The organism is Paenibacillus amylolyticus (assembly GCF_047302515.1).
GTDB lineage: Bacteria > Bacillota > Bacilli > Paenibacillales > Paenibacillaceae > Paenibacillus > Paenibacillus amylolyticus_G.
Genome location: NZ_CP168019.1, coordinates 6,187,269 through 6,212,749 on the forward strand (window position 1 = coordinate 6,187,269; position 25,481 = coordinate 6,212,749).

The following is a 25,481-nucleotide window of genomic DNA, read 5'->3' on the forward strand; positions in this document are numbered from 1 at the left end:
AACTCATGAAGGAGTTTAAGGATCGGCTTCAACAGGTTCAGGAGCAACAAAAGCAACTGGCGAAGGAGTATCACGCCTTGCTCCAGGAATACCAGTCCGATGACCTGATCGTTCAGAATGAACAGTTACAGGAACAGTATGAAGCTCACACACTCAAGCTGCAACAGCTCGAACTTCGCTCGCGCAAGATGGAAGAAGAGAATGCACGTCTTCGCATGGCGTTATCGGAACAGATGCTGGATGAGAAGCTGAATCTGATCCGGGTATCGCGGGAGAAGATGGCGACCTATTTTCAAGGGAAAACAGCAGTACATAATGATCGAATTGCATTCCATGAACATCGAACCAAATCCAATCTAAACGCGCTGTACAACCAGGCCGCACAGGAGTTGCAAGAGAATTCCGATGAGGTGAAGGAGAGGATTGCTTACCTTGCGGCAGAGGTGAATGAGCGTATTGAATCGCACAGACGAGCCGTACGGGATAGAGAAGAGGCTCTGCGTGGACACATGGAACGTGGATATGAGCATATGGCGGAGGAAGGGTTGAGCGAAGAGACTATTCAACGTCGGATCAAGCAGAATCGCATGGAGATGAAGATTGGACTCAGCTGGATCAACAAAGTAGCCATCTTGCTCCTCATTCTGGGCGTTGGAGCAGCGTTCCAATATTCGTACTCGACCTGGTTCAATGACGAGATGAAGAGCGGGGCCTTTTTCCTGCTCGGTGCACTGATGCTCGCCGGAGGAGAGTGGCTGTTCCGCCGCAAAAGGCAGACGTTTGCGATGGGGTTGCTCGGCGGTGGGATATCCGTGTTGTTTGGCTCCGTCTTCTATAGTTACTTTTTACTGCATATTATCGGGTTATATACGGGACTTGCCCTGTCTGTATTAGTATCGGCAATCTCCGTATTGTTATCCTTGAGATACCAATCGAAGACCATCTGTTCACTAGGTTTGGTGGGCGGATATCTTCCGTTATTCTCCTACATGTTCTCGTTCGGGCTTGAGGGCCCTGCTGTCTATGTAGCCATGATCTATCTGCTGCTCTTAAACGGCATTATTGTGTTCATTTCGTTTGGCAAACGGTGGCCGGTGGTGCACTATATCAGTTTCCTGTTCAACACACCATCCATGCTCATCTTATTATGGCTATCGCCAAGTGAGAAGATTGGCATGTTGTATTCCATTGTGACGTTTGCATTATATCTGGGCATTACACTGGCATATCCGTTCAAACACCGAATGAAGTTAACCTGGTGGGATTTCGCTCTACTCGCCATGAATACGAGCATTAGTTGTCTGATGTTATATGTGTTATTCGATGTGGCGGGTTGGAATGATGCTCAGGGTTTGCTGGCGTTGATCTTCTGCGTGGTGTATCTGGGCCTCGCACGATTCGTCCAGCGCCATATGGCTCAGGAGAAACAGACGATATTACTCTTCTATGTCACTTCCCTGACCTTTGCCATTCTGATTATTCCGTTCCAATTCGGGGCCAAATGGTTATCGATGGGTTGGTTAATCGAAGGGGTTCTGTTGGTTACGCTAGGACATCTGAAACGGCTCAAGTCGGTGGAACGTGCCGGATGGGGCATCGTTCTTCTATGTCTAATCACTTTTGTGTACTACGATCTGCTGGCGCTATTCTTCATCGGGGAACGTTCTTACTTCATGTTAAAATACTCCAGTATCACGCTGGGAACTGTGCTTATTACACTTTATTATGCCTGGGCAGTTCACAGCAACTCATCTTCCAGAGAGAGATTCAAATACAGCCCGCTGGAGCTTGGCTTCCTGAACGGATTCAAGTATGTGACACTTGCCAATCTGTGGTTATACGTGCTGTATGAATCGAATGAATTGTATGTCAGAGCTGTCGATGGGACGTTCCTGTTATACATGTTTTACAAGTTACTCATGTTCGCAGCGCTTACGATTGCATTGGCGTATGGACTAGGCAAAGTGAAGCTGTTGCGCGACCGATTCGTGCAGGTGTACACCACCTTCCTGAATGCCGTTGGCTGCTGTATTGCACTGGCTGTAACCTTAACCATGCCAGCGCTTCAGCCGGAAGTTCAGCAGCATACGGTGGCGGAGATTGTAGGTTTGCTGGTGTTAATTATCTTTAACGTAGGGGTATTCTTTGCAGGAAGGGATCTGCTAATTGCAGGCATCCGCGGGCAGTTCAAGAGCATTGAATGGTACCCGGTTATCGCAGGGGTATATCTGCTGAGTGTCATCACCGTATTCCTGACGGTCCAGTTCCAGTGGGGTGATGTGGGGCTGATGTTCAGCCTGATCTATCTGCTGCTGGCGATTCTCTATATTGCCTATGGATTCCGTAGAAAATATGTCATGATTCGGCGTTTGGGCCTAGGACTAACGTTGTTTGCTACGGGTAAGATGGTGTTCTATGATGTGGGGATGCTCACCTCGGGCAGCAAAATATTTGCCTATTTTAGCTTTGGTGTGCTGCTGCTTGGCATCTCTTACCTGTATCAGAAGGTGTCGAGTCGTATGGAGGAAATACAGTCGAGAGAGACAGCGAAGCCTGACGACAAACCGAATGTGCCGGAGGAAGACCAAGATTGATTTGGGTTTTGAACGATCAAAGTAGCACTTGCGATTAATTATATGGGGAGGGATTCGAAGTGGGATTCGATCTGAATATCATGCTTTGGCAACTGTTATGGCTTGCTGGCCCTGTAGCTCTTATCGTGTATGCGTGGAGGAAATTCGGCGTTAGGAAGAAGCGGCGTTGAGGGGAATGATCGGAGCTGCTACTTCCTATCGCAGGCACAAGTCATGATCTGTCTGATAGACCATCTTGCGTAATAAAGTTTCTCTCCATCCAAACGAGGCTCTATGATTTTGCCTCCTTACCAATCGCTCGCTTCTTACGGACCGAAGGCAAATAATCCGTATCTTATCAAAGACAAGTAAGTATTCTAAAACAAGACCGACCTGCAAAACTGCGGGTCGGTCTTGTTTTAGAAATTATATATAGTCGATTATTCGAAACGAATCTCATCTATCCAGATTGTACTATTGCCTCCATGCCAGAACGACATCGACAGTTGTCCTGGGCTGCGGAGATCTACACCGTTTGCTGCCAAATCAATTTCAACATCTTTGAAATGGGTTGTTACCGTATCCCCGCTGAAAGCTGACAGTGTTCGGGTCAATCCACCGATCGAGAGCTGAATATGATCTTGTTCACCGCCATTTGCACCTTTCATGCGGATCACCATCTTAGAGTAATTCTCGATGTTCTGGTTGATATCAGAACCAAACCATCCGTTGTTGTTATACTGAAGCTTCAAAGCCCCTGATTCAATGCCGCCGGCATCGTTAACAAACTCGTTTGCACCTGACCATTTGCTGAGATCATTGGCTCCCGGCCATCTCTGCGAGTTATCAAAGTTATCCAGCAGTAAGACATTCTTCCCACCGCTGTAGCCTCCATCATAAGGAGTTTGGGCTAAACTATACGAAAGCGTATTGTCAGACTTCAAGCTATTGAAAGGCCCAATGTTCTGATTAGCGGGTTCCATCCCGATGCCCACTTTACCGATCGGTGTCCTGCCGCCTGTATAATAGTTAGAATTGGCAAATCTAGCGCTTGGCTTATAGCCATAAGGGTCAATAATGGTAAGCGCCAAGGTATAAGTTTCCGCCGGCAAGTTGGAAGGAATCGTAAATGCACCGGAAACTTGCTGTACCGCAGGCTTTTGAATATATTGATGCGTAGAGCTGTCCCAATTGTCACCCGGCATCCAATTCCGAATGTCCACGTTGTTGAATATGCCCTTCCAGGCAACCGTACGATCGCTTCTCAGCAAGCTGGCTTCTACTGGCCAGTTATAATAGAACGGAGCTGATCCGTTGTTCAAGACTTGAAAGGATACATTCATTTTTTCGCCAGGTTGCACGCTGCCGGAAAATGTCGCCTGATTGATGACGAATCGATATCCAAGTTCCTTCTGCATTAATGTAGCACCCTTCGAGACGGCGGAATCCAGGGCATCATACTGATCAATCCATCCCAGACTGGTTGTATGCGTCTTTTTAATCCAATCGATAACGTAATTCCGATGGATTGGATCGCTTAATGTATCATTTGGTGAGTCACCGGGCTGGATATGCTTCTGTCCCCAATCGTAGGCAACCTCTCCGCCGTTGACTTGCGTTCTCCAGGTATCTCTTTTAACAATGCCTTCCCCACTTTCTAGATCATCGATTAATGCGAACGAGTCCCGTAGAAATCCGAAGTCATAATTTTGGAACGTATCGGGATACCGCACCTGAACTTTCTTGTTTTGAAAAGCTTGCGTAGCAGCATCCCCTAGTGCTGTCTCGAAGCTGAGCGGAATCCGGTCGGTCCCGTCAGCTAATTGATCTGGATAAATATGATGCTCACCCCAATTGCCCCACAATCCGAGCTCGACATAAGCAACTCGGGGATCATCATCCCATGCTTGGCCAAGCTTTTGAATAAACGCGACAAGACGATCTTTCAGTATATCCGTTGTCCATCGCGCAGCCACGTCGTCACTAGGAACACCTTGGGGCCAAAACTCTCCTTCGTTTGGATACACAATGAAAACGCGAGGGATCACCTTTCTATTCTGGCTTTCGATGCCTGCCCAAGTTGTATTGCTCCAATCTTTGATTCTCTGAACGGAGTCCGAAGCAGCGTTCTCCAAGTTCGTGTATTTGATATATTGCTTAATTACAGTCCCGTATTCATGATCCGAAAACTTGGTGTCATTCATATACCGAGTAGGTCTAAATCCCTTAAGGGGATTTTTGAAAGCCTCTTGTGTTTCTGTCAGAGTAACTGTGATCGGGCCAGCAGTTGCTGACGCCATATCAGGAAACCGTACTACTGATGGATCTCCTGCTAATAGTCCGAAAAACAATAAAACGGTAATTGCTTTAAGAATTATCTTTGACATTTTTCCTTTCAACAATGATTCCTCCCATAAAAAATTGATATATTAATTTTTGCTAGTGGCAAACTAAGTTCTAAAAAACATCAGTCCTCCGAAATAGCTTGTACAGTATGTATCGGTCTTTTGTCTGAGGACAAGAACATTGTTCCTTAAAAGACAACAACATTGTTTCATTGCCTCCTAATGCTTCCTATACCTTTCTCTTGGTTTGAGATCGCTATCTCTATCGAAGCGCAGGTGTCCATATCATGTATTGCATGTAGAGTAGTCTCTAGAAATCTTATTTCGAAGCTCCCTTTAAGACGGTCGTATTTTTTTCATCATATAAGGTTTATCTTCTGTATTATATATTTTGAGAGCACCTAACATAAACCATTGTATTCGTATTTGAAATAATCTGTATCTCGGGCTCGATGTTGCTAAGTATAATTTGTTTATAATTAGATGAGTCGATAAAATCTTTCGGATCATTTCCTTTAATTTCTTTGCCCGCTGGTCGATCTTTGACCCCACTTTGTCGACCCTTGCCATAAACAAGCAATAAGTGAACCATATATAAGCCTATCTTTAAGAGGCGAAACTCAGCTATGCTGAAACAGCCATTCTCCGGTTGAATACCGGGAAACGGTCGTAGCTTAGTTTACAAATATCTACTCATTGGAATAGTGATCACGATAGAAATAAATGAAAACTTTAAACAGAGGAGTTAGTGGTGACACTGTCCTTTTCCAGCGCTCTACTTGAGCGCGATCTTCTTCAAGCTTTCGGTGACTGACCAAAACCAGACAGCTTGGCCGAATGTCGTTACCCGGTAGCGCGTTAGGGTATTTTCAACGTAATTGGCAGGACGACGATAGCCATAGCGTCCCTGATGTTCATCATACATGGAGTCTATACGGAGTTTCAGGTCTTCGGAGCCGAGGATATCAATCAGCTTAATCTCGTTCCCCTCATTGTCCGTCCAATCGGATCGTACAGAAACACATCATTGCGTTTTTTTCAATGTGCGTAAGTGCATCAGTCTTTGAATTGTGAGCAACACGGGCTTTTAATATTGCAGGATTTCTTAAGTATACCAAGGCCTAAATGCTCTCCATCAAATAATTCTCCAGACGAGATTTTGTTGCCGTATGCGGCATATAGATCATGATTTTCTTATCCGGGTCATTGGGAAATTGAAGGGTAATATGTTCAAACTCCATTGCACCAAGAGTAGGATGACAAAGCTTCTTATAACCGTCAAGAGTGCTGGACGCCTCATGATGCTGCCACATCCTTACGAAATCGGTACTTTCTCTCTTAAGATCGTCGATTAACCTCTTGAATGAAACATCCTGAAGATAGCGGGCTCTCGATGTGCGGAACTCGGCAACGATTCTCTGCGAGACGTATTCCCAATTCTCTAAGCCTTCTCTCCAAACAGGGTCAGTGAATTGTCGCCACATCAAATTGTAATCATGTGGCGGAGACGGCTCGGAAATGGTAAAAACAGCTTCCGCCGCTCTATTCCAAGCTAGAAAATCCAACTTTCTTCCGATCACATAGGCCGGATTAGGGTTGAGTTCGTCCAGCATCATCTGGACGGATGGGCTGATTATCTCTTCTTCACCATTCAATTGAGGCGGCAGCGACTCTCCTGAGAGCAGAAAGAGATGGCGTCGCTCATTGGGCGTTAACTTGAGCGCCGAAGCTAGACTCTCCAGCACACTCACTGAAGGGCTGCTATCACGTCCTTGCTCAAGCCGCGTATACCATGAAGGGCCTATGCTGGCGAGTTGAGCGACTTCTTCACGGCGTAAACCTCGTGTCCGGCGACGACTGCCGGTTGGCAGTCCGACATCACGCGGAGAGATAGACGATCTTAAATTTCGCAAAAAACTACCTAGGGCTAACCGGCGTTCACTATCATTCAACTGGAATCCTCCTTATCCTATCACTTCGAAACCTACCATAAAGCGGGTTCTCGTCCTGAGTTGATAGCCAAAGTATACTCAAGGTGATTAATGATATCAATATGCCTAAGGCAAAGGAGAATCAACATGGAAAATATTTCAGGACAATTGTTAATGGACAAAGTGGTAATGGTTACTGGCGCCGGACGGGGGATCGGAGCTGCAGCAGCAAAACTATTTGCCGAGGAAGGAGCTTCCGTGATGCTCGTCTCGCGAACGGAATCAGAGCTGCGTACAGTCAGAGATGAAATCACGGCAACTGGCGGAAATGCAGATTATTTTACAGCCGATTTGTCGGATGCAAGCAGTGTCGAAGAAGCTGTCAAGGCCACAGTGAGACGGTATGGCCGCCTTAATGCCGCTTTCAACAACGCAGGCATCGTAGTTACGGTGGCCTCGTTGGTCGATGAAAAAGAAGAAGATTTTGACCTGATACAATCTGTGAACTATAAAGGAGTCTGGTTGTCCATGAAAGCCCAGATTAAGGCTATGTTGGAGACCTCGGGATCAGGCGCTATTGTTAATAGCAGCAGTGTAGGCAGCTTAAAGGGAAACCCGGGCTTGGGGGCGTATGGAGCCGCCAAACGTGGGGTTAACAGCCTAACTCAAACGGCTGCCATTGAGTACGGACCGGCGGGCATTCGAGTCAATGCAATTGCCCCTGGCACGACGATGACGGATATGATTCAGCAATGGGTTGCCATTAACCCTAAAATTATTGAGCAAATCAGCGCCAAGACGCCCCTTCGGCGTCCTGCCGAACCGATTGAAGTCGCTAATGCTGCGGCCTGGCTGCTTAGCGATCAAGCTTCCTTTATTACAGGGGTAATCCTGCCAGTAGACGGCGGTCTGAGCGCATAAAAGTTGCCCGTCCCCTTTACAATGAGCCTATATCTTTCCTTCATCCGGCGTCCCGAATGGAGTTCATACAAAGAAGCTGCGGTGGTATCAGGTACCGCAGCCTTTTATGAGCTTGGCAGCTGCGTTCAAGAAACAGGATGAGGCCGAAAAAATTGATGATCTACTCTTTGAAGACGAATCCATGATTCGCTTCTATCCTATCTATTTCTGCGATATCCCCAATCTCCGTTGTACCATCCCAAAGGATCATTGAAGAAGCTTCATCGTTATGCATGAGTCAAGTATATAATTTTGCTCATTTACAATAACGGAACCTGCCTATTAATTGAACAAAGGCAGCCAATATGTGATGGGCTACCTCCATGATTTTATTGAGCTATCGTTTCCCGTTAGTTCAATATTCTGACCCATTAATTAAGTTATTCACCTTAAAAATCTTTCGGCTTTTCCCCAATTAAGCCCAACAAAAACATTGTGAAAAAGCGAACCCTTTATATGTTTTCGATAGACAAGAAGGAATTGTCAGATTAAGGTCCATGTAGGTGGTTAGTATTCGCTGTGTGAATTTTTTTTGATTCGTTAAGGAGAATTCCTGCAATTCTTTTGCAAACTCATTGCTTACGTTTTCTCTCCCGCCAAGCGCTTCTTGTAATTGGTACCCTGCCATATATAGCTCATCTGTTATTTCTTCATCAACTCGTTGATGTTCAGCTATATAGGTCGAAATCCAGTCACGCACTAGTGACGAGGTATCTTTATTATTATCCTTAGCAACCTGTTGGAAACTCTCTTTCATGTATTTTGATATTCGTATTTGTAAATTCGTTGTCAATACATTGTAATTACGATGATTAAAGCACTATTATCCTGCTTCATATGATTTGTTACTCCACTAATCTGCCCGTTAGCTTAATGAAACAGATAAAATATTCTAATCGACATCGATTCCATGTTCCCAATATTTTCAGCAATGGAACTGAGTTCTTGGATTCAGAAAGCGAATTGTGCTTTTATCTCGCCACATAATTTCTGTCATGATAGTATTTAGATAACATTCTAATCAGAAATGACACAATGTTCTTGTCCCGTGACATCTTTCCATAATTGTTCATTAGTTTCAAATTGAAGAATATACCAAAATAAACCAATCGTAAATTTACGAATGGCTTTAGCATGGACCTTATGGCTATCTCATCATAGAAACGCATATGGCTTCAGGAAAATGAATTCTCGCAATGGTGCTTCTCTCTCTTAATTGTCTTACCAATATATTTTACATTCGTTTTCATCTAATCCAAACTCCTTTCAACCAGCATTTAGAGAGCATATCAAAAAATATCTTATGATAATTCCCTCAATTCCGTGATAGATATAACTATCGCCGTCTGGCAACTCGCTACGCTAAATTAGTGTGTAAGTTCAAGGGTTTGTTGATTCTGGATCCATTATAGTGTGGCTTTCCTGAGTTTGAAGACACGCCCTAGCCTAATATGACATTCGTGAAACGTTTTGCGCAGAGATCACGTTATAATAGAGTAGACTTAGGGTTGGATCTTCATTTGTAACCATGAGGTTTCGGAAGCCGATGTGCCTTTCAGTGATTCTCCGCCATCATCGTTCATACGGGAGAGCACGGTTAATGTCATGGACAGGGCAAAGGCGAGCAGCACGTATATGAAAATGTTTTTTTTGTTCATTGGAAGGTACCTCTCTTGTTGAATGAGCTAAAGTAGACATCCGGCCGTCATGAGAAAAAAAGCACAACGTCTGGTATAGTAGAGTAAGTAGAACCGAACATAAATCGTCCCTGTATACCACTATATTGAACTATAGCGGTGCAAACAATGGAACAAATCTGATGAATTTATCATTATTGTTACAAAGTGTTTATAGAGATCGAGTGAGTGATCATTGAAGGTGGGAGAATAACATGCGGGAGACGGCAAAAATCGTCATTCGTACGCCAGGACAGGAAAGTGACGGCTCATTCGCTTATGTAAGTCAGGGTCGCTCCATTACGGTGGGACGTTACACAGGCGGTAGTGAATTGGACTTGTCTGTTTATAATCAGATGATATCGAAGCGGCATTGCCGCATTCATTATGATGTACAGCAACAGTTATGGATCGAAGATCTGGATAGCAAAAATGGAACCGAACTGAACGGGCAGCGCCTCGTTCCCTATGAGAAATATCCGTTTAGCGAGGGCGATAGCCTGACGTTGGTCAACGGACTGATCCAGCTTCGCACGGAAGGCGATCTTGGAGAGACGAGGGAATATCGGGTGTCGGATCTGTTTGGTGAGGGTGTACGGTTACAGGATCACCTGCAAACGGTGCAGATCGGTGAAGTGGAGATTCCGCTGTCCAAGAAGGAATACCAGCTGTTCAAGTTGCTGTATAGTCAACTGGACCACTTTGTGACAAGGGAACAAATTGTGGCTCAGGTGTGGCCGGAGCGTAGTATGCTGGAGAGTGAAGCGGTAGGGATCGACGAGATTAACTCGCTAATCTATCGGACGAATCGCAAGCTGGGTGTACATTTTACCATCAAGTCCGTTTATAAAAAGGGTGTATATATGAAGTCTCATGTGCCGGAATGAATGAGTGATAACAAAGGGATGAGTTCATGTTCATCATTTACCTGATTCCATGGCTTATTGCCGTGGTGACATTGATATGTGTCATATCCATCGTACTTGTCAGTTGGAAAAACGGGATTTCCCCGATGCCCACATCCAGCCGTGTCAGGCAGGTGGTCATTCAAGAGGTAAACCGTATTCCGGGGTACGGGGATGTGCTCGAAGCCGGCTCCGGATGGGGTACACTGGGGTTGGATGTTGTAAGGCACTGTCCTGGCAAAAGGCTAACGGGTATTGAGAATTCGATCATTCCCTTATGGTCTTCCCAACTGATTGCCTATTTCAGTGTTCGCTTACGTCGAGCCAAGGGAAACAAGCACTCTCTCAAGGGCAGGCTGCGCTTCATGCGCGGAGACATCTACACCAGTTCCTACGAACATGCGGATTGTGTGATCTGTTATCTGTTCCCGGGAGCCATGACTAAGCTTCTGGACAAGTTCAGTCGAGAGCTTCCGCCGGGTGCCAAGGTGATTAGCGTCTGTTTTGCGCTGCCGGGTAAGGAACCGCTAAGCACCATTACATGCCGTGATGCCTTGCGCACCAAGGTGTATGTGTATTCCTTTTAAAGAAAAGAACAGGAAAGTGATCACCAGGTTTGCTCAGCTGGAGTGTTGTAAACCTTCGACCATAACGTTAATGGATGAAAGAGTGTGCTCCATATCATAGTAATGCAGATACCACGTAAGAACGAGGATGCGAAAAAGGCCCCGAACTCACTATGAAGTGATTCGGAGCCTTTTTGTCTTGCCTTTGAGTTAGGGCAAGAAATTGCTTGATTATTGCTTACCGCACGTATTACTTTGCAGAATCGGTAGTGCCTGTGCTGTCGGATGTTGTGCCGGATTGCGATCTGTTTCTGCCACCTCCGAATCCGCCTTGTCCACCGCCACCAGGACCGCCCATACCTGTATTGGCTGTAGTTACACCAGATTCATTCACCCAAGTTACATTACTGGTCGATTGGAAGGCAACCACTTGAGTTCCACCACTATAGGTACCGTCTGTGTAGAGTCCATCCACGGCTTTACCTGTAGATGTACCACCGGAGTGGATCACGTAGGAACCATCTTTCGCAAGATCCGGTGAGCTGACAACCACGGTTTGATAATCTTTTGCTGGTGCAAACGTCAGAATGTTGTTGCCTTCGCTATCTTGTACATGTACAAGTGTTCCAGCTTTTTGCGTTGCAGGGAATGTCATCACAATGGTATTTTGCGTAGACGCATCGGATGTTCCTTGTGCCATGCCCGAGCTTCCGGCAGCCACCAGGTATCCACCACTGATTTCAAATGTGCCGTCATAATCCAATGCTCCGTTGCCGCTATTCGTCGGTCCGTTCACAATAACCGTCCCGCCAGTCATGTTAATGGAACCATTGGAATCCAGTCCGTCACCACCTGCGTTCACCGTGAGTGTACCGCCGTTAATGTGGAACTCGTTATTGCTTGCTGCTGCACCACCCATACCGCCCGGTCCACGTCCTTGCTGAGTAGTAGCCGTACCTTGGGATGCCTGATCGGTAGTTGATGTTGTACCTGTCGTTTCGGTTACAGAGATGTTGGATGTCGTGGCTGCATCGGTTGCTGTAGTCGCGCTATCTGTACTTGCCGCTGTATTCGTAGCTGTTTCCGTCTCGCCACCTGCAGCATTTACGCCATCATCGGATGCCGTTACATCCACATCCCCATCGTTCAGGGTTATGATTGCACCTTCAAGTCCTTCATAGCTCTTCGCAATCGTGATGGTTCCGCCGTTAATCGTCAGGGCCTGATCGGCATGGATGCCGTCATCACCGGATTCGATGTTGAATGTTCCATCGTTGACTGTCACGTTATTGTTGCTGTGCAGGGAATCGTCCATGGAATCAATGGTATACGTACCGCCATTAACCGTAAGATCTGTACCTGCTTTGATTGCTTTGGCACTTGTGGACTCCGTTGCTGTTGTTGCAGTATCCGCATCAGCATTGTTATCCGTTGTTGTTGTTGTTGCATTGGCAGAGCTGGATGTTGCTGCGCCGTTCGTATTAGCACCTGCATTTGTACCGCTGTTATTAGGCATCTCTGGCATATTCGCAGGAGGTTCGCCATCTGGTGGTGTGCCCATATCGGTCGGAGGTGTGCCGCCACCCCATCCACCGCCACCACCGCCAAACGGACCTTCTTCTACTTTGGCTGGTGCATTGGCGCTACCGCCGCCCGTTACAATGTTGTATGTGCCGCCATCCGTAACAAGTGCGGTTTCGGCTTGAATACCGTCGTTGCCACTTTGGATATCGAAGGTACCTCCAGCGATAGCAACGTAACCTTTGGTGGTATCTGTGTCATTGGTTGATTTAATGGCGTCACCTTCGGCTTCAATGGTAATCGTACCCGCTTGGATGGCGACCATATCTTTACCTTTGATGCCGTCATCGGCTGCTTTGACGCTGATGCTACCACTAATGATTTTCAGATCATCCTTGCTCGTAATACCTTCATTATAGTTACCTGTGACGGTCAATTGACCTGCACCGTTGAATGTAAGATCTGCTTTGCTGAAGATTGCAGCATCGGGTTCGTCTGTCGTAGCATCGGCGTACACATATGTTTTACCATCGGAAACGGTATTCTTAGTTCCTTTTTCGAGTGTAATCACCGCTTTACCGGCCTTCTGAATGTAGATCGCGGCACTGTCATTATCATGGATTGTGGCTCCGTTTAATACGAGATGCACGGTTCCCTTATCGGCAACGTTAACCACGATCTGGCCATCCGTTAGCTCACCGCTAAGTACATAAGTACCTGCTTCGGAGATGGTTACCGAACCATTCGCTGCTTTGGCACCCGAACCAGTTACCGTTGCTGTTGTTCCGTTCAGTTTAATCGTTGTGGAATCTGCCTCACTCCAACTAATGTTGGTATCGTCAGCATCCAGAGAGACCAGATCCGCGTATTTTACTGAAGTTTGCTCGCTGACGGAAACCGTTTTGGTTGTTCCTGTCGTTGACGTTGCGGCATTGGCCGTTGTGCTTGTGGTTGCTGGTGAACTGCATGCTGCGAGTAGGCTGGTAATCATGGCGATGGACCAAAGTTTGCTACCTGTTATCATGTTTTTCTTCATATTAGATCGTTCCCTTCGAATTAAAATTAATATTCCGTTGTTGGACTCATGGTTAATGAGATATCCAGGTTGCCGTTCCGTGTGCGGATCGCATCGAGGAATTCCTTTTGGCTAACACTTTCGTGAATGGTTACACTGTAGACCAGCTCATACAGACTGCCGAGTTCAGTGGTTCTGATTTTTTTCAGATCAAAAGGTACGTTGAATTTATGGAACACTTCATTAAGAGCTTCTTCATAACTCAAGTTCTCAGGGATGGTGACTTTCAGCGTTTTCAGCTGACTTTTCTTGCCGCCGAAGTTGAAGCGACTCAGAACAAACATCAGTACACACAGGATAATGGTGAACAATACCGCGTATCCAAAAGCGCCTACACCGCAGGCAAGACCGGAAGCCATCGTGAACAATACGTAAGCAATGTCTTTTGAATCACCAGGGGCACTTCGGAATCGGATGATCGAGAAGGCACCTGCCAAGCTGAAAGCTCGTGCGATGTTGCTGCCAATGAGCAGGATGATGATGGCGACAATGACGGGCAGGACGACCATCGTTAAGGTGAAGCTCTGGGAGTATGTGCTTTGGTTAGTCTTCATGTAGGTAAGGCTGATGACCAATCCCAGAATGATGGCAAGACCAATGGTGATGACTGCGTTGTTAAACGTTAGGTTGGTATCGGTTAGGGCTGAACTGAACAGTGAATCAAGCATATAGGACACGCTCTCTTTCTATAATCGTTTTATCTTGTTCTATGGATGGGTTGAAATCGGTACCTGGTACAAGAATGCGCTCTGTCTGGTAATTCAGGTTGGTTGTTCTCGCGAGATGTCTGAACTCGTTGCCGTATTTAGAGAATCCGGTACGGTACAGTCCATGTTCGGAGAGCAGTTGTGACAACCACATCGGAACGGTTTTCTCGGCTTTCACTTCCATCAGCCATCGACCGTCCTTCACCAGCGGTTCACCGTAATCTCCCTGTTCCAGCTTTAGATCGTATCTGCGGCTGCGGATGTTGGTGTCAAAGGTAATGCGGAGATCGCGGCTGTTCTTGTCGAAGAGTGCTTTGCGCTCATACGCCAGATACACTTTCGGTTCCAGATCGTATACCCGAAGGAAATATTTGATCTCCTCGACAACTTGTTTGTTCATGTAATCCGCAAGCTCCGGTGCCTCTCCCGAACGGACGAATTCGTAAGCTTCATCCAGCTTCAAGGCTGTTCTGCGCTTGTTCACCAGGCCAAATACTTTCTTTTTGATCTCCAGATACACTTTGGCATTCTCTTCAGGTATTCCATAAGCCCGCAGTCTCAGCTTCTCCTTGTATTTTGGTTTGGAGAGACTGGCGCGGATCAGCGAATCCTGCGGAGTGTCGAAGTACAGGTTGCTGATGGAGTAGTACTCATGTTTCTTGTTGTAGGCATCCAGCTCCATGTATTTCAGCAGGTCATTGTAGAAATGTGCGTACTGTTCATCCGTCAGAAGATACTTGCTCTCATATCGGTTGAATACTTCAATAGCCATGTGGGACTCAGTCCTTTCGTTTGTGGGTTGTATGTTTTGTTGCATCGTGTATTGCTTCCATGTCTGTATCTTAGAGCCCCAACCTTGAATGAATCTTAAATGGTTTTACATTGCGTTAACATTTTTTTACCTTCCTATAATAGTGCGCATACACAAAATGAATTAAGATTGATTCAAGGTTTAATTGATAGAATAAGAACATATAAAACAAGCCCATTGAGAGAAATAATTCAAGCAGAGGAATGAATAGATGATGAGAATATTAATTGCGGAAGATGAGGTTCATTTGGCAGAGGCTGTATCGCAGATTTTGAAAAAAAACAACTACTCCGTGGACATGGTCCACGACGGCAGATCAGGATTGGATTATGCGCAGAGCGGCATCTACGACCTGTTACTACTCGACATCATGATGCCGGAGATGGACGGGATCACCGTCCTGAAGAAACTTCGCAGTGAAGGCAATCATACGCCTGTCATTCTGCTTACTGCGAAAGGTGAACTATCGGACAAAGTTACAGGCCTTGATTATGGTGCTGATGATTATATTGCCAAGCCTTTCGCTACAGAGGAATTGCTGGCCCGGATTCGTGCAGCCTTACGACGGAAGGGTGAAGTGGTTCCCGAGGATGGACTGAAGTTTGGCGACATTGAGCTGAATACAACTCAGTTGAAGCTGAGCGTTCAGGGTAAGGAGATCAAGCTGAATCTGAAGGAGAATGAACTGCTGGAGCTGTTGATTGCCCGCAAACAGGCAATTACCTCCAAAGAGCAGATTATTGAAAAGTTATGGGGCTTTGATTCGGAAGTGGAATATAACAATGTGGAGGTCTACATCTCGTTTTTACGCAAAAAGTTAACCTTCCTGAACTCTGCTGTCCGCATTAACACGATTCGGGGTGTGGGGTATGTACTTGAGGTGACGTCCTGATGTTCAAGAAACTCCGAAATCGATTCCTGATCGTGAATCTGGTGTCCATCTCCATTATGATGCTGGTGGCATTTGCGACGATCTATACGATTACGTACCAGAATGTGCAACGTGAGACGAATATGGAGTTGTACAAAGTGTCGGATTTCTACCACAGTCCTTATAATTCATCCAAGATGCCGCGCGGGGAAGGGCAGGGTTCCGGTACAGCTGGTAGTACAGGCTCAGGTTCCGGTTCAGATTCCTTGCCCTCCGAAGCCATGGGTGGTGATAATGGAGGACCGGGAGGGGATCCCAACTCACCTCCGGCACGTTCGGTGTCGTTCATGATCAAGACGGATGACCAGTGGAAGATTACGAATACGCATTCCCGCTTTGATATGGAAGATACGTTCTACACCGAGGCACTGCAAAAGGTTGACCAAGATAAAGTTGGTGATTCGGGACGGCAGACTGGACAATTTGCGCTGGATGGAACGGACTGGGCCTATGTGGTTGATCCGAGCGGTGATGGGCATATGATTGTCTTCATTGATGTGACGGCACAACAAGGTATTCTTACGAATCTGATCTATACATTTGCAGTTGTCGGACTGGTTATGCTGATTGTGATCTACTTCTTGAGCCGTTATTTTGCGAATCGTTCCATTGCACCAGTCAGAGAAGCGTTTGAGAAGCAAAAACAATTCATCGGAGATGCTTCACATGAGCTAAAGACACCGCTGGCGATCATCAATACCAATGCCGACGTGTTGCTCACGAATCAAGAGGATACCATAGCGAACCAGGCGAAATGGCTTCACTATATCAAGTCGGAGACCGAGCGCATGACCGGACTTACGAATGATCTGCTCTATCTGACACAGATGGACGACTCGCGCTCCACGATGATTCATGCGAAGTTTAATATGAGCGATGCGGTAGAAAGTATTATTTTGCCGATGGAGGCCGTTATTTTTGAGAAAAACATCTCTCTCGATTACAACATTGAGCCGAATCTTACGGTTCATGGGAACAGTGAGCAGATCAAACAGGTCATTCTGATCCTGCTCGATAATGCGGTGAAGTATTCCGGTACAAAAGGCGCCGTAAACGTCACCCTCCAGAAACAGAATAATGATGTCGTGCTGGCCGTATCCAATACAGGTGAAGGCATTGCAGCGGAACATCTGGATCGGATCTTTGATCGATTCTATCGTACGGATTCTTCAAGAGCCCGCAAACATGGTGGGCATGGTCTGGGGCTGGCGATTGCTCGTTCCATTGTGGATCAGCACAAAGGAGAGGTGTATGCTCGAAGCGTGATTGGAGAGGGCGCTACATTTTACGTGCGGTTGTCGTAGGGGTGGAGTGATGAGCCAGCGTATGAAAAAATGCTACCTACGTTTCGGCTCAACACTAATCCTTCGCTCCCGCTCTATAATTGTTCTTCAGGCATAAGTTCTGCCTGTAATGGGTTAACCTATGCTACAATGGCAACAGTATGTATGAATCAAGGAGATGACTGAACGTGGCAGAAGCAAACGCAATTAATGAACAAGAAATGATGCAATATATTGCAGATAAAACGAAGGCAAGCCAGGCGAACATCGCTCTTGTGCTGAAGCATGAGCAAGCGTACATCAACAAGGCGCATGAGAATGCCAAAGGCAACGATGTGGATATTGATGGCGATGATCTGGCTGACTATATTCTTAGCCGTAAAGATGTGAAGTTGGATGAGTTGACCGTGGAAAGCATCCTGGATGCGGAGATGGACTACTTGATGGACAAGGGTCACGCGGGATACGTCGATTAAGTTAAATGTGGGCAAAATCTAACGAATCTCACACGCGCTATTCGGGTATTTCTCGCTCGGTCGAGAATTTAACGAATCTGAGAAGCGTTATTCTCTGGATTTTAGGACTTTTCGGTGCAATGGCAGCATTTCCGCGGAATTAGCGTGTCTGAGATTCGTTAGTTCGGGAAATAAGCTCTATTAGCCGATATAAGGTGCCCTAGGTTCGTTAGAGTGATCACAAGGTGCAACGAGGCGTTAAATGGCGTTTCAAAAGTAAAATCTCACAGATGCAGCCTAATGCATGGCAAGTGTTGTACTATAAAAAAGACCTCAACTCCACAATACTGTGGTGTTGAGGCCTTTTTAGATTGTAGCGACCAGGCATTCCTTCGGGAACACCTGTCGGTATAACTTTTCTAAGGATGGACTTGAAGTTCTATCGACCCAATCCCTATCAATCCCACCGTTTATAGCTTCTTATTGACCCACCATACCGCCATCTACAGTGTAGAGGGAAGCTGTTACATAGGATGCTTCTTCGGACAACAGGAAGTTCATCACCGCAGCGACTTCTTCTGGTTCACCGTAACGGCCCATTGGAATGCTGGACACGGTTGCTGATTGATAATCTTCCACGTTACCGGAATTCGCCTCGATCTGGCGCATCATACGTGTGTTGATTGTACCTGGCAATACAGCGTTAACCCGGATATTATAAGGTGCCAATTCATTCGCAGCGGTACGCGTGAGACCAACCACGGCATGTTTGGACATAATATATGGAGATACAGCAGGTGCACCCATCAGACCCGCGAGGGAAGAGGTATTGAGAATCGCACCGGATTTTTGTTTTTTCATCACTGGAATGACATTTTGCAGACCCAGGAATACTCCACGAATGTTGACGTTATATACGGTGTCGAGTGCTTCAACGCTCAGGTCTTCGATCAGCCCTGTTGGACCTTCAATTCCGGCATTGTTGGCAAAATAATCGATTCGGCCAAAAGCATCCAATGCTTTTTGCACATAGTTTTTCACGTCTGCTTCTTGGGATACGTTCGCTTTTACGGCGATGACGTGCTCTTTGTCGAGGTTCAGATCAATAATCGTCTGCTGGATGGCTTCTTCATTCAGGTCCACCAGAACCAAATTGATTTTGCGCTCAGCAAGGCGGCGTGCCAATTCTTTACCAATGCCTCCGGCTGCTCCTGTAATAACGGCTGTATGTGTATAAGATGTACTCATGATATATCCGCTCCTTATTCATTATTGGCAGGTATTTCTCAAAAAAAGTTTCAACCTGTCGTCTATCTTTCCTGTCTCAATGTTAAGATATACATAGCAATGTGACAATAATCATTGACATCGCATATGTCAGCTATCGGACAGAGGTGTAAGCGGTGTTCATTTATATTACAATAATGAACAAAGGAGGCGAAAATGTTGATCATTGAACATCCTCAGGACCGGAGAGCACGAAGAACGCAGGATGCGATCATCGCTGCGGCGGTTTCTTTGATATTAGAAAAGGGCGCAGACGCTTTAACCATTCGGGACATTACGGAGCGGGCGGATTACAACCGCGGAACCTTTTATTTACATTTTCCCGGCAAACCGGAGTTGTTGCAGTTCATTCTGGATGATTTCATGCAGGGAGTGGGGCGAGCTTATGCAGAACCATACGCACAGCTCAAAGAAGTGGACATGACTGTATTGCTGCCATCCACGATGCCTGTATTCGAATATATTGAAGCCCATCAGGATATCTTTCGTGCATTAATAACAATGCATTCAGATATGAGCTCCCGGCTGTGCAATATGTTTAGAACGTATCTAACCGAAGATTTTGTATTGGTGACCGAGGATAGTGAGTGGACGATTAATTACGACATCATGTTAAGTTATCTGGTATCTGCAACGGTAGGCGTAATCATGCATTGGGCAGAGATTGGATTCAAATATTCTGCGCATTATATGGGAGAGCAGCTTACGGCGCTGATTAACATCAAACCGACCCGTCTGCTGATTGAACCAGGGCAGAAGGGTCGGACTATTCACGAGCGTATGCTGTTGGATTAAAGTACCGGATTATCCGGTCATGGAGGCGTTCGCGGCCTGTTGCATCTGAAGCAGTTGTTCGCGGATCAGGACGGACTCGCCGATCATGATTAATGCCGGATTATTCACTTGATGCGACTTGGCGAGGGAGTGGAGTTCGGCAAGTGTGCCGGTAATAATCCGTTCCTCCGAAGTGGTTCCCCGCTCGATTAAAGCTGCGGGTGTGCTTCCACTTTTGCCATGGTGAAGCAATGCATGTTGAATCTGGGGCAGTTGGCTAATGCCCATGTAGATGACCAGTGTATCCACACTATGGGCGAGCAGGTCCCAGCGGACCGGAGATACACTTCCATCACTGCCGGTTCCCGTGACACATGCGAAGGATGAAGCAACCCCGCGATGGGTTAACGGAATAAGGGATGAAGCGGATGTACCTACAGCTGAAGTGATGCCAGGAATGATCTCAAATGCAATCCCTGCTTCAGCCAGCACAAGCGCTTCTTCACCACCACGGCCAAAGATAAACGGATCGCCACCCTTGAGTCGTACAACTTGTTTGCCTTCCGCTGCATGTGCAGCAAGCATCCGTCCAATCATCTCCTGACTCATGGAGTGAAGGCCTGGAGCCTTGCCGCAGTAGATGCGGAGTGCTCCTTCGCGAGCCTCAGCGAGCAATTGATCATTCACAAGCCGATCATACATAATGACATCTGCGGACTGAATACGTTTCAGGGCTTTTACCGTAATCAGATCCGGATCTCCAGGACCAGCGCCAACAATACTAACCAGGCCCCGGCTCATGACCGTGTCCCAAGTTTCGATGCGGCATCGGAACTTGCCACTCCTGAACGACCACCCTGAATGGTTGCCAGTTTGGACGAGAGCTTCACTGGATTTCCCCAGTGGTGGGCCGCATACAGACCGAAGCCGGTAAATACGGCTCCGCCAATGAGGTTACCCACCAATACCGGGATCTGATTCCACAGCCACCAGTCAGCGAAGCTCACCTGTGCACCGAGCATCATGCCTGCTGGGATGACAAACATATTTACCACAGCATGCTCAAATCCCTGAGCAAAAAATATGGTAATGGGCAGCCACATCGCTACGATTTTGCCCAGTGTAGAAGTGGACGTCATTGCCATCACCGCCCCGAGTGTGACCATCCAGTTACATAGAATGGCTTTGATGGTGACCAGTACAATGCCAGCCCCGCCCAAGTGCTGATATCCCAGTGTCTTGGCTTCACTGGTCTGGATCAGCGTTTGAATTAGAGGGTTGCTCATATCCGTACCTATCTTCGTAATGGTCAGGCCGTATAAGAGAGCATAGAATGCACATCCGATCAGATGACCGGTAATCACCCAGAAATAATTTCGGAGCATATCCGTCCATGTAATTCTGCGTTTCATCATTGCGAGTGGAAGCATCGCAAAGTTTCCTGTCACCAATTCGAGACCCAGCAGAATAATGATGACAAATCCAGCCGGGAATATCAGTGCACCTGTCAAACCAACGGAAGTTTGAGATACAGCGGTATATGCCAGTGTCGTTGCAAAGGCAAGGATAGCCCCCGCCAGAAAACCGCGGATCAGCATCTGTACCCGGTTCATTCTGGCTTTGCTCTCACCAGCTTCGACCATCGATTGCAGCACTTCTGCAGGTTTAACAAAATCCATAGCGCACGCCTCCTTGATGTCAGGGTATCTCTAGCCTTTAACCCGCAATTGTGATGAAGATTTCTCCGCTGTTGCCGTCCACTTCTGTTTTGTAGGTGTTCAAGCAGCCTTCGTCCGGCTCATGTACCTTACCGTTACGCAGATCAATCTTCCAATCATGCAAAGGACAATGAACCGCTGTCCCGCATACCATGCCCTCCGACAGCTTGCCGCCCTTGTGAGGGCAGCGATTCTCGATGGCGTGCAGACTTCCGTCGCTCAGCTTGAAGACTGCAATTTCGGTATCCTGTATCAGGAAGGTCCGTGCTCCCTTTTCATCAATATCTGCAAGGTGTCCAATCCGGAATTTGTTCATCGCTGTTCCTCCTCTTCTAGTGGGTTACCGGCTCGGCACCGGACAGTGGGGTGAAGTTTTTACGCAATTTCTCGTCTTGAATGATTTCTTTCCAAGGATCAACCGTGTGACCCAGTGTAACTTCCAGACGTTCGACCAGAGCGAGACGTACATCCCGATCAGCTAATGCTTCCTTCACATGATCCAGACCTACCCGTTCAATCCATGCCGCTGTTCTCTCATTCCATTTTGCATTCTCTCTATAATATTGCAGGTAAGAGTAAGTCCACTCTTCCACTTCCGCATCGGTCTTCACCGTACAGAGCAACTCGGCTGCACGGACCTTGACTCCGGCGTTACCACCAACATGAATCTCCCAAGCGCCATCAATGGCGACAACACCCAGATCCTTGATGGTCGCTTCAGCACAGTTCCGCGGACATCCGGAGACAGCGAGTTTCACTTTGGCCGGAGCCACCATTTTGTCGAGTTTTTTCTCCAGACGAATACCCATCTCAATGGAATCCTGTGTGCCGAATCGGCAGAACGTATTACCTACACAAGTCTTCACCGTACGAAGCGCCTTGCCATAACCAAAACCGGAAGGCATATCGAGTTCCTCCCAGATCTTCGGCAGGTTCTCCTTCTGTACACCGAGCAGATCGAGTCGTTGTCCACCCGTGAATTTCACCAACGGCACATCGTATTTCTCTGCGACAGTTGCAATCTTGATCAATTCCGCTGGAGAAGTAACACCACCATAGATCCGTGGAATAACGGAGTAGGTACCGTCCTTTTGGATGTTGGCATGATAGCGTTCATTGGTGAATTTGGATACACGCTCGTCTGTGTATTCAGCCGGCCAGATCATACCGAGATAATAATTGAGGGAAGGACGACACTTGGAGCAGCCTTCCGGTTCATTCCAACCGAGAACATTCATGACTTCCTTAACGCTTTTGAGTCCCATCTCCTTGATCTGTGCAACAATCTCATCCCGATCATAGGATGTGCAGGCACAGATGCCTTCTTTGGTCTGTTCGCCTACATTATCACCGGCATAATACGTGAGCAGGTTTTCGATAATCGGTTTACATCCACCGCAAGAAGCGGAGGCTTTGGTACAGGATTTGATTGCACCGAGTGTATTACAGCCTTTATTCAGAACGGCGTCCCCGATGGAAGATTTAGTAACACCGTTACACCCACAGACGATCTCTTCATCCGGCATACTCGCCATGCGTTCTGCGACAGATGGGCCCGAGCCTGAACCACCGGAAGGTATGCCGAGCAAAATTTCTTTCTCCCGACCACTGATGTTCTCACCACTCTTAATGAGGGAAAATAGAGAAGCGCCGTCTGTGGTATCCCCGAACAATACAGCTCCGATCAGCTGTCCGTCTTTGATTACCATCTTTTTGTACACGCCATCGACGTCATCCTGAATACGAATGCTGCGAGTGTCTGCAGCGTCTTTGAACTGTCCGGCAGAGAATACGTCAACACCGGATACTTTCAGCTTGGTAGAAGTGACTGAACCTTCGTATCCTTCGGTTGCCGCGCCAGCCAAGCGTTTTGCGAGCACCATACCTTGTTCATATAATGGAGCAACCAGTCCGTAGGCAATACCGCGGTGTTCTGCACATTCGCCAACGGCAGAGATGCCAGGAATGCTGGTATGCATATAATCATCTACAATGACTCCACGATTCACATCGAGGCCGGTATTGCGAGCCAGTTCAATCTGCGGACGAATCCCGACAGCCATGACAACCAAATCGGCTTCAAGCACCGTTTGATCAGTGAAACGTATGGCTTTTACTCGATGTTTGCCTGTGATTTCTTCGGTATGTTTGTTCAAAAGGAACTTCATGCCCTGATCTTCAAGCTCACGCTGGAGCATCAGGCCTGCCGGCAAATCCAGGTTCCGGTCCATCAGATGACCGTTAATATGGATGACCGTGACGTCCATGCCCAGATTAAGCAGTCCCCGCGCTGCTTCAAGTCCTAGCAATCCACCTCCAATGACGGCAGCTTTACGATACTTTTGTGATGCTGCCATCATGGTCTCGCAGTCTTTAATATCTCGGAATCCGATCACACCTTCTTTATTAGCGCCGGGAAGCGGGAGGATGAACGCCTGTGAACCGGTTGCCATAATCAGCTCATCGTAGGCTGCGCGTACACCATTTTGAGATACAACTTCCTTGCGCTTGGTATCGATCTGAACGACTGGGTCACCCGGGTACACCCGAATGCCGTTATCTTCGTACCAGCTCCACTCATTGATTACGATATCTTCGATGGATGTTCCGCCAGCCAGTACGGAAGATAACATGATTCGGTTGTAGTTGGGATGCGGCTCTGCGCCGAAGACTGTAATTTCATAAGCGTGCGGAGCAAGCTTAAGGATATGTTCGATTGTGCGGATTCCCGCCATGCCATTACCGACCAGCACCAGTTTTTTCGTTGTACTCATTATGATTAGCCCCCTTAGGTCCATTCTGCAAATTGCCTCAAAACCTTGTCTCTAAAATCGAAAAAGCCTGTTATGCCTCGGAGGAATGCGCATATACATACGCATCCCTTGCTCCGAGATTGCAAAACAGGCTTCATTGCCGTTTCAACCAGCTACGCCGTTGTAACTGTGATCGATTCAAATATGGAGTTGTTATGGCTTAACTATAAAAGATCGATCTACTCATGTCAAGATAGTTAACATAAAAAAGTATTTGAAATTTAAAGTTAATTATGTTTACATGAGTTTATTGGAATATCGAATGGACGACGAAGTTTTACGAGTATATCTTCTTAGTTTAAAGGCTTTTAGATAACGTTAGCACGCTGGATACGATAAATACTGTAGAAAAGGTGCCATGTATAGTGTTTCACCCTTTTTTATTGCAACATGATGAGGCATGAAAAGATCATTCTAATGTTAAAAATAAGACGCATAATCGTCACTACTTAATTTTTGTTAGGTAATGTAACATGTTTATCACTTTCGTGTATTAACGTCTTAAATGATGTGGACTCTGATTATACGCAATAGGGAGGGATTGATCCATCATGCGATCTTTATTGGTCATCCGTGTTCAACCAACGATAGCTGCCTCATCCGATGCAATCCCTCTGACACCGGAGAGGCTGCTGGGAGCAAATGGGTACCATGTACAGGTGGCGGGCAGTGAGGCGGAAGCGGTGAAGTTAGCTCGTGCGGCCGAAGCGTCCATTTTGCATCTGTCGCTGGCTGATGTGGAGTACTGGGTGAACTGCCTGGGAAAGGGGAAGTCGGATTCACCGCTGCTTTGGTGGTGCGCGCCAGATACAGCCTCTTCCTCCGCAGAATCCTGCGAGGTCGAAACTTCATTTGATGGAATACTTACACCGTCCATGACTGGGCCCGAGATTCACTGGACTCTTCACTTTGCAGCCCGGCGCTACATGGAACGCAAACAGTGGGAGCAGGAACGGAAGCAGTTACAATCCAGGCTGGAGGATCGGAAGTGGATTGATATGGCGAAGGCTATCCTTAGTGATCTGAAGCAGATCTCGGAGGCCGAAGCCTATGACCTGTTACGCAAGAAAGCGATGGATGAACGCAAACGGATGGTCGATGTAGCCACAGCGATTGTGAAGGCCCATCAACTGCTCCAGTCTTAATTGGA

21 protein-coding genes are annotated in these 25,481 nt (G+C 46.9%); 9 read left to right on the top strand and 12 right to left on the bottom strand.

All coding sequences use genetic code 11. The annotated features are described in order from the left end of the window. Positions 1-5 precede the first annotated feature (5 nt). Positions 6-2,594 (top strand): DUF2339 domain-containing protein, encoded by a 2,589-nt coding sequence (locus ACDJ59_RS27160; protein ID WP_413406814.1) that lies wholly within the window; start codon positions 6-8, stop codon positions 2,592-2,594. A gap of 419 nt (positions 2,595-3,013) precedes the next feature. Here ACDJ59_RS27160 and ACDJ59_RS27165 read toward each other — a convergent pair whose 3' ends face one another. Together ACDJ59_RS27165 and ACDJ59_RS27170 are read right to left on the bottom strand one after the other, a co-directional pair. Next, complete coding sequence (locus ACDJ59_RS27165) at positions 3,014-4,873, bottom strand: DUF4832 domain-containing protein (protein ID WP_413406815.1); 1,860 nt, start codon at positions 4,871-4,873, stop codon at positions 3,014-3,016. Between the two features lie 1,166 nt (positions 4,874-6,039). After that, the gene (locus ACDJ59_RS27170; protein ID WP_413406816.1) at positions 6,040-6,870 is read right to left on the bottom strand and encodes a helix-turn-helix transcriptional regulator; all 831 of its coding nucleotides are present in this window, start codon (positions 6,868-6,870) and stop codon (positions 6,040-6,042) included. A 126-nt stretch (positions 6,871-6,996) separates the two neighbouring features. On the opposite strand from ACDJ59_RS27170, the gene ACDJ59_RS27175 reads away from it, so the two are divergent. Continuing rightward, a complete protein-coding gene (locus ACDJ59_RS27175) occupies positions 6,997-7,770 on the top strand; it encodes an SDR family NAD(P)-dependent oxidoreductase (RefSeq protein WP_413406817.1) in 774 nt (257 codons plus the stop codon). 454 nt (positions 7,771-8,224) lie between these two features. On the opposite strand, the gene ACDJ59_RS27180 is transcribed toward ACDJ59_RS27175, so the two are convergent. Both ACDJ59_RS27180 and ACDJ59_RS27185 read right to left on the bottom strand, forming a co-directional pair. Beyond that, on the bottom strand, positions 8,225-8,566 hold the full coding sequence (locus ACDJ59_RS27180; RefSeq protein ID WP_413406818.1) for a hypothetical protein: 342 nt from the start codon (positions 8,564-8,566) through the stop codon (positions 8,225-8,227). Positions 8,567-9,311: 745 nt separating this feature from the next. Beyond that, positions 9,312-9,467, bottom strand: a complete 156-nt coding sequence (locus ACDJ59_RS27185; protein WP_165980318.1) for a hypothetical protein — start codon at positions 9,465-9,467, stop codon at positions 9,312-9,314. Positions 9,468-9,700: 233 nt separating this feature from the next. Here ACDJ59_RS27185 and ACDJ59_RS27190 point away from each other — a divergent pair, with 233 nt between their 5' ends. Both ACDJ59_RS27190 and ACDJ59_RS27195 read left to right on the top strand, forming a co-directional pair. Further along, entirely contained in the window at positions 9,701-10,372 is a 672-nt protein-coding gene (locus ACDJ59_RS27190; RefSeq protein ID WP_413406819.1) for an FHA domain-containing protein, read from the top strand. A gap of 26 nt (positions 10,373-10,398) precedes the next feature. Next, a complete protein-coding gene (locus ACDJ59_RS27195; RefSeq protein WP_413406820.1) occupies positions 10,399-10,977 on the top strand; it encodes a class I SAM-dependent methyltransferase in 579 nt (192 codons plus the stop codon). A gap of 229 nt (positions 10,978-11,206) precedes the next feature. Here ACDJ59_RS27195 and ACDJ59_RS27200 read toward each other — a convergent pair whose 3' ends face one another. From ACDJ59_RS27200 to ACDJ59_RS27210, 3 genes are read right to left on the bottom strand one after another with little or no spacing between them, the layout of a single operon-like run. Then, on the bottom strand, positions 11,207-13,513 hold the full coding sequence (locus ACDJ59_RS27200; protein ID WP_413406821.1) for a carbohydrate-binding domain-containing protein: 2,307 nt from the start codon (positions 13,511-13,513) through the stop codon (positions 11,207-11,209). A gap of 26 nt (positions 13,514-13,539) precedes the next feature. Then, the gene (locus tag ACDJ59_RS27205; RefSeq protein WP_413406822.1) at positions 13,540-14,220 is read right to left on the bottom strand and encodes a DUF4956 domain-containing protein; all 681 of its coding nucleotides are present in this window, start codon (positions 14,218-14,220) and stop codon (positions 13,540-13,542) included. After that, the gene (locus ACDJ59_RS27210; protein ID WP_341009526.1) at positions 14,213-15,031 is read right to left on the bottom strand and encodes a polyphosphate polymerase domain-containing protein; all 819 of its coding nucleotides are present in this window, start codon (positions 15,029-15,031) and stop codon (positions 14,213-14,215) included. The genes ACDJ59_RS27205 and ACDJ59_RS27210 overlap by 8 nt, the downstream gene beginning before the upstream one ends. Positions 15,032-15,284: 253 nt before the next feature. Between ACDJ59_RS27210 and ACDJ59_RS27215 the strand changes: the two genes are divergently transcribed. The 3 genes from ACDJ59_RS27215 to ACDJ59_RS27225 all read left to right on the top strand — a co-directional run bounded on the left by ACDJ59_RS27215 (position 15,285) and on the right by ACDJ59_RS27225 (position 17,760). Next, the gene (locus tag ACDJ59_RS27215; protein ID WP_036612327.1) at positions 15,285-15,962 is read left to right on the top strand and encodes a response regulator transcription factor; all 678 of its coding nucleotides are present in this window, start codon (positions 15,285-15,287) and stop codon (positions 15,960-15,962) included. Beyond that, positions 15,962-17,305: a sensor histidine kinase gene (locus ACDJ59_RS27220; protein WP_413406823.1), complete on the top strand. Its 1,344-nt coding sequence runs from the start codon at positions 15,962-15,964 to the stop codon at positions 17,303-17,305. The genes ACDJ59_RS27215 and ACDJ59_RS27220 overlap by 1 nt, the downstream gene beginning before the upstream one ends. Positions 17,306-17,505: 200 nt before the next feature. Then, positions 17,506-17,760, top strand: a complete 255-nt coding sequence (locus ACDJ59_RS27225) for a hypothetical protein (RefSeq protein WP_124116914.1) — start codon at positions 17,506-17,508, stop codon at positions 17,758-17,760. A 459-nt stretch (positions 17,761-18,219) separates the two neighbouring features. On the opposite strand, the gene ACDJ59_RS27230 is transcribed toward ACDJ59_RS27225, so the two are convergent. Continuing rightward, a complete protein-coding gene (locus ACDJ59_RS27230; protein ID WP_413406824.1) occupies positions 18,220-18,987 on the bottom strand; it encodes an SDR family NAD(P)-dependent oxidoreductase in 768 nt (255 codons plus the stop codon). A gap of 195 nt (positions 18,988-19,182) precedes the next feature. Here ACDJ59_RS27230 and ACDJ59_RS27235 point away from each other — a divergent pair, with 195 nt between their 5' ends. Further along, positions 19,183-19,821 carry a TetR/AcrR family transcriptional regulator gene (locus ACDJ59_RS27235; protein WP_036671653.1) on the top strand — a complete coding sequence of 213 codons (639 nt, stop codon included), beginning with the start codon at positions 19,183-19,185 and terminating at the stop codon, positions 19,819-19,821. Positions 19,822-19,830: 9 nt separating this feature from the next. On the opposite strand, the gene cobA is transcribed toward ACDJ59_RS27235, so the two are convergent. From cobA to nirB, 4 genes are read right to left on the bottom strand one after another with little or no spacing between them, the layout of a single operon-like run. After that, positions 19,831-20,601: a uroporphyrinogen-III C-methyltransferase gene (gene cobA / locus ACDJ59_RS27240; RefSeq protein WP_413406825.1), complete on the bottom strand. Its 771-nt coding sequence runs from the start codon at positions 20,599-20,601 to the stop codon at positions 19,831-19,833. Further along, a complete protein-coding gene (locus ACDJ59_RS27245; protein WP_413406826.1) occupies positions 20,598-21,479 on the bottom strand; it encodes a formate/nitrite transporter family protein in 882 nt (293 codons plus the stop codon). Before ACDJ59_RS27245 ends, cobA begins: the two co-directional genes overlap by 4 nt. A 37-nt stretch (positions 21,480-21,516) precedes the next feature. Then, positions 21,517-21,834 carry a nitrite reductase small subunit NirD gene (gene nirD, locus ACDJ59_RS27250; protein ID WP_339787915.1) on the bottom strand — a complete coding sequence of 106 codons (318 nt, stop codon included), beginning with the start codon at positions 21,832-21,834 and terminating at the stop codon, positions 21,517-21,519. 16 nt (positions 21,835-21,850) lie between these two features. After that, positions 21,851-24,292, bottom strand: a complete 2,442-nt coding sequence (gene nirB / locus ACDJ59_RS27255; RefSeq protein ID WP_413406827.1) for a nitrite reductase large subunit NirB — start codon at positions 24,290-24,292, stop codon at positions 21,851-21,853. Positions 24,293-24,882: 590 nt separating this feature from the next. Between nirB and ACDJ59_RS27260 the strand changes: the two genes are divergently transcribed. Further along, positions 24,883-25,476 (top strand): ANTAR domain-containing response regulator, encoded by a 594-nt coding sequence (locus ACDJ59_RS27260; RefSeq protein WP_076251918.1) that lies wholly within the window; start codon positions 24,883-24,885, stop codon positions 25,474-25,476. The last annotated feature ends 5 nt before the right edge of the window (positions 25,477-25,481 follow it).

Excerpts from the sequence above, each read along its gene's own strand:
- ACDJ59_RS27160 (WP_413406814.1), top strand. The coding sequence starts at position 6 with ATGAAGGAGTTTAAGGATCGGCTTCAACAGGTTCAGGAGCAACAAAAG.
- ACDJ59_RS27165 (WP_413406815.1), bottom strand. The coding sequence starts at position 4,873 with ATGGCGTCAGCAACTGCTGGCCCGATCACAGTTACTCTGACAGAAACA.
- ACDJ59_RS27175 (WP_413406817.1), top strand. The coding sequence starts at position 6,997 with ATGGAAAATATTTCAGGACAATTGTTAATGGACAAAGTGGTAATGGTT.
- ACDJ59_RS27180 (WP_413406818.1), bottom strand. The coding sequence starts at position 8,566 with ATGAAAGAGAGTTTCCAACAGGTTGCTAAGGATAATAATAAAGATACC.
- ACDJ59_RS27185 (WP_165980318.1), bottom strand. The coding sequence starts at position 9,467 with ATGAACAAAAAAAACATTTTCATATACGTGCTGCTCGCCTTTGCCCTG.
- ACDJ59_RS27190 (WP_413406819.1), top strand. The coding sequence starts at position 9,701 with ATGCGGGAGACGGCAAAAATCGTCATTCGTACGCCAGGACAGGAAAGT.
- ACDJ59_RS27195 (WP_413406820.1), top strand. The coding sequence starts at position 10,399 with ATGTTCATCATTTACCTGATTCCATGGCTTATTGCCGTGGTGACATTG.
- ACDJ59_RS27200 (WP_413406821.1), bottom strand. The coding sequence starts at position 13,513 with ATGAAGAAAAACATGATAACAGGTAGCAAACTTTGGTCCATCGCCATG.
- ACDJ59_RS27205 (WP_413406822.1), bottom strand. The coding sequence starts at position 14,220 with ATGCTTGATTCACTGTTCAGTTCAGCCCTAACCGATACCAACCTAACG.
- ACDJ59_RS27210 (WP_341009526.1), bottom strand. The coding sequence starts at position 15,031 with ATGGCTATTGAAGTATTCAACCGATATGAGAGCAAGTATCTTCTGACG.
- ACDJ59_RS27215 (WP_036612327.1), top strand. The coding sequence starts at position 15,285 with ATGAGAATATTAATTGCGGAAGATGAGGTTCATTTGGCAGAGGCTGTA.
- ACDJ59_RS27220 (WP_413406823.1), top strand. The coding sequence starts at position 15,962 with ATGTTCAAGAAACTCCGAAATCGATTCCTGATCGTGAATCTGGTGTCC.
- ACDJ59_RS27225 (WP_124116914.1), top strand. The coding sequence starts at position 17,506 with ATGATGCAATATATTGCAGATAAAACGAAGGCAAGCCAGGCGAACATC.
- ACDJ59_RS27230 (WP_413406824.1), bottom strand. The coding sequence starts at position 18,987 with ATGAGTACATCTTATACACATACAGCCGTTATTACAGGAGCAGCCGGA.
- ACDJ59_RS27235 (WP_036671653.1), top strand. The coding sequence starts at position 19,183 with ATGTTGATCATTGAACATCCTCAGGACCGGAGAGCACGAAGAACGCAG.
- cobA (WP_413406825.1), bottom strand. The coding sequence starts at position 20,601 with ATGAGCCGGGGCCTGGTTAGTATTGTTGGCGCTGGTCCTGGAGATCCG.
- ACDJ59_RS27245 (WP_413406826.1), bottom strand. The coding sequence starts at position 21,479 with ATGGATTTTGTTAAACCTGCAGAAGTGCTGCAATCGATGGTCGAAGCT.
- nirD (WP_339787915.1), bottom strand. The coding sequence starts at position 21,834 with ATGAACAAATTCCGGATTGGACACCTTGCAGATATTGATGAAAAGGGA.
- nirB (WP_413406827.1), bottom strand. The coding sequence starts at position 24,292 with ATGAGTACAACGAAAAAACTGGTGCTGGTCGGTAATGGCATGGCGGGA.
- ACDJ59_RS27260 (WP_076251918.1), top strand. The coding sequence starts at position 24,883 with ATGCGATCTTTATTGGTCATCCGTGTTCAACCAACGATAGCTGCCTCA.